This window comes from Paenibacillus ihuae, from assembly GCF_001368795.1.
Taxonomy (GTDB): domain Bacteria; phylum Bacillota; class Bacilli; order Paenibacillales; family Paenibacillaceae; genus Paenibacillus_AQ; species Paenibacillus_AQ ihuae.
Window position 1 is genome coordinate 184,190 of record NZ_LN831199.1, and the last position, 7,944, is coordinate 192,133.

Annotated in this window: 8 protein-coding genes and 1 pseudogene; all 9 read right to left on the reverse strand. The window is 56.2% G+C overall.

What is annotated here, in order from left to right; all coding sequences use genetic code 11:
- A partial coding sequence (locus tag AQR02_RS20515; protein WP_148449182.1) for a N5-glutamine methyltransferase family protein occupies positions 1–523 on the reverse strand: 523 nt, incomplete at its 3' end.
- 4 nt (positions 524–527) lie between these two features.
- Positions 528–1,595 (reverse strand): peptide chain release factor 1, encoded by a 1,068-nt coding sequence (prfA, locus tag AQR02_RS20520; protein WP_054942672.1) that lies wholly within the window; start codon positions 1,593–1,595, stop codon positions 528–530.
- Between the two features lie 302 nt (positions 1,596–1,897).
- The gene (ychF, locus tag AQR02_RS20525) at positions 1,898–2,998 is read right to left on the reverse strand and encodes a redox-regulated ATPase YchF (RefSeq protein ID WP_054942308.1); all 1,101 of its coding nucleotides are present in this window, start codon (positions 2,996–2,998) and stop codon (positions 1,898–1,900) included.
- Positions 2,999–3,220: 222 nt separating this feature from the next.
- Positions 3,221–3,691 carry a GNAT family N-acetyltransferase gene (locus tag AQR02_RS20530; protein ID WP_245237640.1) on the reverse strand — a complete coding sequence of 157 codons (471 nt, stop codon included), beginning with the start codon at positions 3,689–3,691 and terminating at the stop codon, positions 3,221–3,223.
- A 41-nt stretch (positions 3,692–3,732) separates the two neighbouring features.
- Positions 3,733–4,809 carry a type 2 isopentenyl-diphosphate Delta-isomerase gene (gene fni, locus AQR02_RS20535; protein WP_054942674.1) on the reverse strand — a complete coding sequence of 359 codons (1,077 nt, stop codon included), beginning with the start codon at positions 4,807–4,809 and terminating at the stop codon, positions 3,733–3,735.
- A gap of 190 nt (positions 4,810–4,999) precedes the next feature.
- Positions 5,000–5,797 (reverse strand): phytoene desaturase family protein, encoded by a 798-nt coding sequence (locus AQR02_RS35345; RefSeq protein ID WP_342447486.1) that lies wholly within the window; start codon positions 5,795–5,797, stop codon positions 5,000–5,002.
- The gene (locus AQR02_RS35350) at positions 5,749–6,474 is read right to left on the reverse strand and encodes a phytoene desaturase family protein (protein ID WP_342447487.1); all 726 of its coding nucleotides are present in this window, start codon (positions 6,472–6,474) and stop codon (positions 5,749–5,751) included. Before AQR02_RS35350 ends, AQR02_RS35345 begins: the two co-directional genes overlap by 49 nt.
- On the reverse strand, positions 6,471–7,631 hold the full coding sequence (locus tag AQR02_RS20545) for a glycosyltransferase family 2 protein (protein WP_054942309.1): 1,161 nt from the start codon (positions 7,629–7,631) through the stop codon (positions 6,471–6,473). The genes AQR02_RS35350 and AQR02_RS20545 overlap by 4 nt, the downstream gene beginning before the upstream one ends.
- Positions 7,628–7,944, reverse strand: a pseudogene (locus AQR02_RS32555) (lysophospholipid acyltransferase family protein); the annotation flags it as partial. The gene AQR02_RS20545 and the pseudogene AQR02_RS32555, both read right to left, overlap by 4 nt.

Below are 7,944 nucleotides of genomic sequence, written 5' to 3' on the forward strand. Positions count from 1 at the left end.
CGCCCGGCGAGATGTCGCCGGCGCAGACCCGCCACGCCGGCGCTTCCGCCGCCAGCGTGACGGAGATCGCACCGCTGCCGGCGCCGATATCGACGGCGGCCAGCGGCCTTGCCGCGCGCGCGTCGCCTGCAGCGGCAGGGACAAGCCCGTCCGGCCACAGCTCTGCGCCGTACTTCAGGATGGCCTCGACGAGCAACTCCGTCTCCGGCCGCGGAATCAGCACGTCCGGCGTCACTTCGAACGCCCGGCCGTAAAATTCCTGCTCGCCGATGATATACTGCACCGGCTCACCTGCCGCACGGCGGTTCACTCCGGCCTCCCAGGCCGCTTTTACCGCAGCCGGAAAAGGATCCGCCAGCGCCATATAATAGGCGGCACCGGACAAGCCCAGCACATGCTCCAGCAGGAGCTGGCTGCTGCGCTGCGGTTCATTGCACCCGCTTTTGTCCAAAAAAGAAGAAGCCTCCGCAAAGGCTTCCCGGATGCTTTGCAATTCCGACATGACATAGAAGTCGTGTTTCAAAGCATTATTCTCCTTTTTCCATCAATTCCGCTTGTTCCGCAATCGACAGTGCCGAAATAATATCGGTGATCTCCCCGTTCATTACCTGCTCCAGACGGTGCAGGGTAAGACCGATACGGTGATCCGTTACCCGGCTCTGCGGGAAGTTATAGGTGCGGATCCGCTCACTGCGGTCACCTGTGCCGACTTTGCTCTTGCGTTCGCCGGCATATTTCGCTTCCTCTTCCTGACGCTTGAGGTCCGAGATACGGGCACGCAGTACCTGCAGAGCCTTCTCTTTGTTGGAGTTCTGCGATTTACCGTCCTGACAAGTGGCTACAATCCCTGTAGGTACATGAGTTACACGGACTGCAGATTTGGTTGTATTAACTGACTGTCCGCCCGCTCCGCTGGAACAGAAGGTATCTACACGGATGTCTTTATCGTGAATCTCGATTTCGAATTCTTCCGCTTCCGGCATAACCGCCACGGTTGAAGTAGAGGTATGAATCCGTCCGCCGGATTCTGTAGCAGGAATACGCTGAACACGGTGTGCGCCGCTCTCATATTTCATCTTGCTGTACGCACCGCGGCCGTTAATAAGGAAGATAACTTCCTTGAAGCCGCCCAGGTCATTGGTATTCACATCCATCAGCTCGACGCGCCAGCCTTGGGCATCGGCATAACGGGTGTACATCCGGTACAGGTCAGAGGCAAACAATGCCGCTTCATCTCCACCGGCCGCGCCGCGGATTTCGACGATTACGTTCTTGTCGTCATTCGGGTCTTTCGGCAGCAGCAGGATGCGGATTTTCTCCTCCAGCTCCACCTGGCGTGAGGAAAGGTCGTCAATTTCCATTTTGACCATTTCCTTCATTTCATCATCAAGCTTCTCGGCCTGCATCATCTTGGCTGCCTCAAGCTCTTCCATTACATTTTTATATTCAGCATAAGCCTCAAAGGCAGGCTGCAGATCAGATTGTTCTTTGGAATAGTCCCTCAGTTTCTTACTGTCGTTTGCAACATCCGGGTCACAAAGCAGTTCACTGAGTTTCTCATAGCGGTCCGCCAATGATTGCAATCGGTCCAACAACAAGGGAATTCACCTCTCCTGGTTCAATATATTCGAAAAAATACTTAAAATTATGGATTACAATAACAATAGATATACGACTTTATATTATATCACCGATTCTGCTTATTGGCTACAGTGCATAGTCCATAGACAGCAAATCTTTTGAAAAAAGGGGACTTACCCTCTTTATGTACAGCCCTGTATTCTAGTATGCAGTACCTTTAGCGATGATATTCTATTCAGCCTGTAAAAAAGAAGCCACTCCGGAGCGGAAACCCGCCACGAAATGGCCTCTCTATCTTCAAGCGTTAAAGCTTGGTCTATACGTTGAACCGGAAATGCATAACATCGCCGTCCTGTACGAGATATTCCTTGCCTTCCAGACGGAGCTGTCCGCGTTCCTTGGCACCGTTCATGGAACCGGCAGCCAAAAGGTCCGCATAAGCTACAACTTCCGCACGGATGAAGCCGCGTTCGAAGTCCGTATGAATCACACCGGCTGCTCCAGGGGCTTTGGTGCCCTTGCGGATCGTCCAGGCGCGGACTTCCTGCACACCTGCAGTGAAGTAAGTGTACAAGCCCAGCAGCTTGTAGGCTGCTTTGATCAGGCGGTTAAGCCCGGATTCCTGCAGGCCCAGCTCTTCGAGGAACATGGCTTTGTCTTCGCCTTCCAGCTCAGCAATCTCCGCTTCCACCTTCGCACTGATCGGCACCACTTCGGCGTTCTCGCCTGCTGCGAACTCGCGTACCTGCTGAACATAAGGGTTCTCTTCGGCGCTGGCTACTTCATCCTCGCCCACGTTGGCCGCATACAGCACCGGCTTCAGGGTGAGCAGGTGAAGATCACGCACGATCAGACGCTCGTCATCGGATAATTCCACGCTGCGTGCAGGCTGGTCTTGATAGAGAGCTTCCTTAACGCGCTCCAGAACTTCAACTTCCTGGGCGTATTTCTTGTCGCCGCCCTTGATGTTTTTGCGGGAGCGTTCGATGCGTTTCTCGATGCTCTCCAGGTCAGCCAGAATGAGCTCCAGGTTGATTGTCTGGATGTCGCTGATCGGATTCACCTTACCGTCTACATGCGTTACGTTCTCGTCCACAAAGCAGCGTACGACGTGAACAATCGCATCAACCTCGCGGATATGAGCCAGGAACTTGTTGCCAAGGCCCTCACCCTTGCTCGCGCCGCGCACGAGTCCGGCAATATCAACAAATTCAAAAGCGGTCGGAACTGTCTTGTTCGGCTGCACCAGCTCGGTCAGCTTATCGAGACGTTCGTCCGGCACTTCCACGACACCGACGTTCGGGTCAATGGTGCAGAAGGGATAGTTTGCGGATTCCGCTCCCGCTTGGGTGATTGCATTAAATAATGTGGATTTACCTACGTTTGGCAGTCCAACGATACCAGCTTTCAAAGCCATTTATATGACAACTCCTATTTTCGGTTGTATTGATCTACCGCATAATTACCGACTTGATCTAAACCATTATATATTAGAACAAAACCTCCAGCAACAGCGGATGTCCCGATGGTGTGCCAAATAAAAGGCGGCTGCAGGCCGCGGGCTAATCCGAATCGGCCAGCTCCAAACGCCAAAAAGACCCCCGAAGGAGTCTTTTATGCCATTCGTGCGGCGGTCACTCTACAGTTTTTTGGACATGGTGATATCGGTGATCTGGAAGCCCATTTTTTGATACAGCTTAAAGGCCCGGTCATTGTCCCCAAAGACATGCAGGCCAATCCGCGTTACATTCATTTTGCGGGCTTCTTCATCCAGGGCGGTCAGCGCCATAGATCCGTATCCATTCCGTTGATAGGGTTCAAAGATATAGAAGTCATAGATGAAAGCTTCTTTGCCCTGGCGTCCTTCAATCACGTTGAACCAGATGTATCCGGCCTGGGCATCGCTCTCTGTCTCCACAATGGAATATAGGTAGGCACCTTCTGTGTAGAGGCCGTGGGGCAGATAACGGGTCATTTCTTCCTGTGACAGCTTCATTGCCGTCTCTTTTTCCCAGGCACCGATTCTTATTTTATCCTCCGCATAGTCACGGGTAGATTGATTTAAAAAAAACTGAAATGTCGGTTCGTCCATTTGGACCAATTTAATCATTAGCTATAGCCCTCTTACTTCCTTAAAATGTCGTCTTGCTTCTACCGCCGGAGCAGCCGCTGGCTGGCGCGCAAAGCCGCCAGATCCGGTGCGCCGATGCCGAACATTGCCGTCCGCAGCTCCAGCTCTACCTGGGCGAGCGCCCGGTCCAGCGCCTCCTCGGAATCCACAGCCGGTCCCAGCAGGTTCCGGCCGAAGCCGGCGAGATCTGCGCCCAGTGCCAGTGCCTTGGCGGCATCCACGCCGTGCTTCAGTCCGCCGCTGCCGATCAGCGCGCCGTGCGGGGACACGGCCCGCACCTCCCGGATGCATTCAGCGGTTGGGATGCCCCAGTCGGCGAAGGCCTCCGCCGCCGCCCGCCGCACCGGATCGGTGTTGCGGAACTTCTCGACCTGGCTCCAGGAGGTGCCGCCTGCACCGGCAACATCGATAAAGGCTGCACCGGCATTATACAGCCGGAGCGCTGTATCGCCGTCGATCCCCCAGCCGACTTCCTTCACACCGACCGGGATTTCCAGCGCCTGGCACACTTTTTCGATCTGTGCGAGCAAGGAGGCAAACCCGGTATTGCCTTCGGGCTGAAAAATCTCCTGCAGCCCGTTCAGGTGCAGCACCAGCCAGTCCGCACCTGCGATGTCCACGGCTCTCCGGCATTCTTCGGCGCCGAAGCCGTAGGATAACTGCACGGCGCCGATATTCGCGATGACCGGAATTCCAGCGGCCTTGTCTCGTACATGGAAGGTCTCCGCCAGCTCCGCACGCTCTACCGCAGCGCGGACCGAGCCGACACCAAGCGCCCAGCCTCGGCGGCCCGCTGCAATGGCCAGCCGGGCATTAATCGCTCCGGTCGCCTTGCTGCCGCCAGTCATCGAGCTGATCAGCAGCGGTGTCTGCAGCTCACGTCCCAGGAAAACGGTACGCAGTGAAATGTCCTCATAGTTCAGTTCAGGCAGCGCATTATGACGGAACCGGTACTGCTCGAATCCGGTGGTAATGCCGCTGCCGCCCACTTCCTCATTCAGGCAGAGACGCACATGCTCAAGCTTGCGCTCCCCCGTGCCGGAGGCAGGCAGCAGCGGCGCAGACTGCGTATTGTCTTTGTCTGCAGCCTGCGGCATTACGCTTTGACTTAAACCGCTAAATTCCTGTTTGCCCGGCGGCATCTGATTCATGCTCGTTCCTCCTGTTCCACACTCTATATACACGCGAAGGCCCCGGCAGCCTTCCATATGGCCTCATCTGCACAAGCATTGCTTCATTATAGCATATCACCGCACGTCATTTTACCAGCCTTGCACCAGACCTGAATTATAGGCTCCTCGCGATGGTTTCGCCAACGAGCCTGCCTGAAAGCGATACAACCGGCGTACCTCCGCCGGGATGTGTTGTTCCGCCAACATACCACAGTCCTTTGACATCCTTCGAACGGTTTCCGGGCCGGAAAAATGTCTGCCGCACGGAATTGGAGGAAATACCGTAAATCGCTCCACGGTGAGCTAAGGTATCATCAGCGATATCCTGCGGCGTGTAATGCTGCAGCACTTCTGCCTGACCAATGCCGGAAATTCCGTGTGCATCCAGCATCGCCAGTACCTTATTTCCGTAAACTGCAGTTTCTTCCTTCCAGTCGCAGACACCGCTTAAATAGGGGGCATTAGCCAGAATGAACAGATTACTTGCGCCTTCCGGCGCCATATCTGGCTCTGAATAGCCCGAATGACATACATACACAGCAGGCTCGCGCGGAGGACGTTTTTCCTTAAAGATATCCTTGAATTCCGGTTCATACTGTTCGGGAAAAAATACGGTATGATGCAGCAGGGTATCATATTTACGCTGCACGCCCGCCAAAGTTACGAGGCCGGACAGCGACGGCTCATAAGAAGCTATTTTGCGGTCACTCATTCCCGGGCGAGTGTGCCGGGGCAGCAGCATCCGGTTGATGCTGAGCACATCCCCGCCGGCAATTACAGTCTTTGCAGGATAGAAACCGTTCACTGTCTCTACACCTTCCACCTCACCGTTCTTCACGGAGATTTCTGTAACCTCTGTCCCGGTTACCACCTGAACGCCCAGCTTCTCAGCCAGGGAAACCAGCCCCTCCACCAGCTTATACGTTCCGCCGTGAACTCCATAGACCCCTTCCTGGCTCTCAGATGTGCCAGCATGGCAAAAATCGCCGGTGACTGAAAGGGCGATGAGCCGACATAAGTAGCATAACGGCCCAGCATCGCCAGGGTGTGAGGATGGCTAAAGTACCGGCCCAGCAGGGAATGCAGAGAGAGAAAGGGACGTACACGCACGAGACCGCGCATAAGGGCGGGAGATAATTTGTCCTTCCAGGAGAGCAGCAGTCTGCCCAGAAACTGCTGTTCACTGAGACGGTACAACGCGGCAGCTTCGCTCATAAACTCCGGATAACGGGCAGCATCGGCGGGGCTGTAAGCTGCAATCTGTTCCTGCATAAACCCGGCATTCTTCGAGAAATCCACCACGGTGCCGTCGGCAAACACATTGCGTGTCCGCGGCTCCAGCTCATAGAGCTGGACATAGTCTTCCATCGTTTCACCGGCAAGCTCATACAGGGAACGAAAAACATGCGGCATTGTAATCGTACTGGGTCCCCTGTCAAAGGTATAACCTTGCTGCGTGATACGCTGCAGCTTGCCTCCGGGTCGGGGCTGCCGTTCCAGCACGGTCACCTTCCAGCCCTTTGCAGCCAGTGTCACCGCGCAGGATAAGCTGCCGAATCCGGCGCCAATAATGACTGCTTCCGGTTTCATCGGTATCTCCTCCCTTTCCATTCATAGCCCCGGCCGGAATGGCTGCCGCGCCAGGAGCTTACTGCAATGCCTGTCAGGCATAGGATGCTTGCCGGAATCAGGAAACAGTACCAAAGGGGCTGTCTGCCCGCAGAATCACTGATCCGCTTCACGGCCATGCCTGCCGCACACGCGCAAACTGACCATAGAAGACCCTGCACCTCTCCTGTCAGGCCAAAGTAACCGGCTGCCGCATAAGGCAGCACATATAGCAGCATATAGAGCAGCAATATGCCCAGCAGCAGCGAGGGTCTGCGGTCCAGGCCGGCATAGATGTTCTTACGGTAGCCATTCCACACCTCCGCCGCATTATGGTACATCCGCATTTCAGCATGTTCCGTAATGTCAGCCAGCAGCACCGGTTCACCCGCATGCTTAACCGCACGGGCCAGAGCCATACCATCCACAAGCTCGCCCCGGATTGCTGCATGCCCTCCGCAGCGGGTGTAACTGTCCCGGCGGATCAGCATAAAGCCGCCATGGGCGGCCACAAAACGGGGATCCTGCGATCCCCGGACGAGCATAACCGGCAGATGGCTGATTACTGTGAAGCCCATTAGCGGAACAACCAGCCGCTCCAGCCAGGAGCCGGTAATCTGCCGGGGGAAGCCGGTGATCAGACCGCTCCCCTGCTGTTCTGCTGCAGCAAGGGTCGCTTGCAGTGCTCCCGGGCGCAGCCGAACATCGGCATCCAGGAACAGCAGCCATTTCCCGCCGGCAGCCTCCGCCAGCTGCGCGCAGGCATGAGACTTGCCGAGCCAGCCTGCCGGCAGCTCACGGCCCGGCAGTACCCGGACGCGGCCCTGTCCGGCTGCAGCGGCAATCGCTCCCGTACCGTCACTGGAGCGGTCGTCCAGCACCAGGATTTCCGCCCGCCAGCCGTCCGGGGGATCACAATCCAGCACGGAGGCAAGGCAGGCCGCAATCCCCTCTGCCTCATCACGGGCGGGGACCAGTACAGATACCGTTTGGACCGGCACATCAGCCATAGGCAGCATTTTTGTAGGAGTGTTGCCCTTCAGCCGGCTTCCCAGCTTCGGAAGCTGCGCAGCATTCCATACTGCAAACAGCAGCTGTAGCAGCAGGATAAAGGTGATCCCTTGCAGGAGGCTTATCATCGTCCAGTCCTTCCTTTCAGGGCATCCAGCCATTCATTCGTGGATCTTCCGGTCTTCATCAGGGGCCTGAAGCTTGCCGGCATGTAACCTTTGTGGTTAAGGATCAGCCTGCTGTGGGCCTCAAGCTGTGCTCCAAGCGCTGCCTCAAGCTCCCGGGCAATACTGCGCCTGTCCATATCCCCCCAGGGAAGTATAAGCGGAGCCCCGGCCAGAAGAGTTGCCTCCGGTTTCGTATGGCGGAACAGGCCGTGGTATAGCGTAACCGGCACAACGGCAGCCTGCGGACACAGGCGCAGCACCAGCGCAGCCCCTT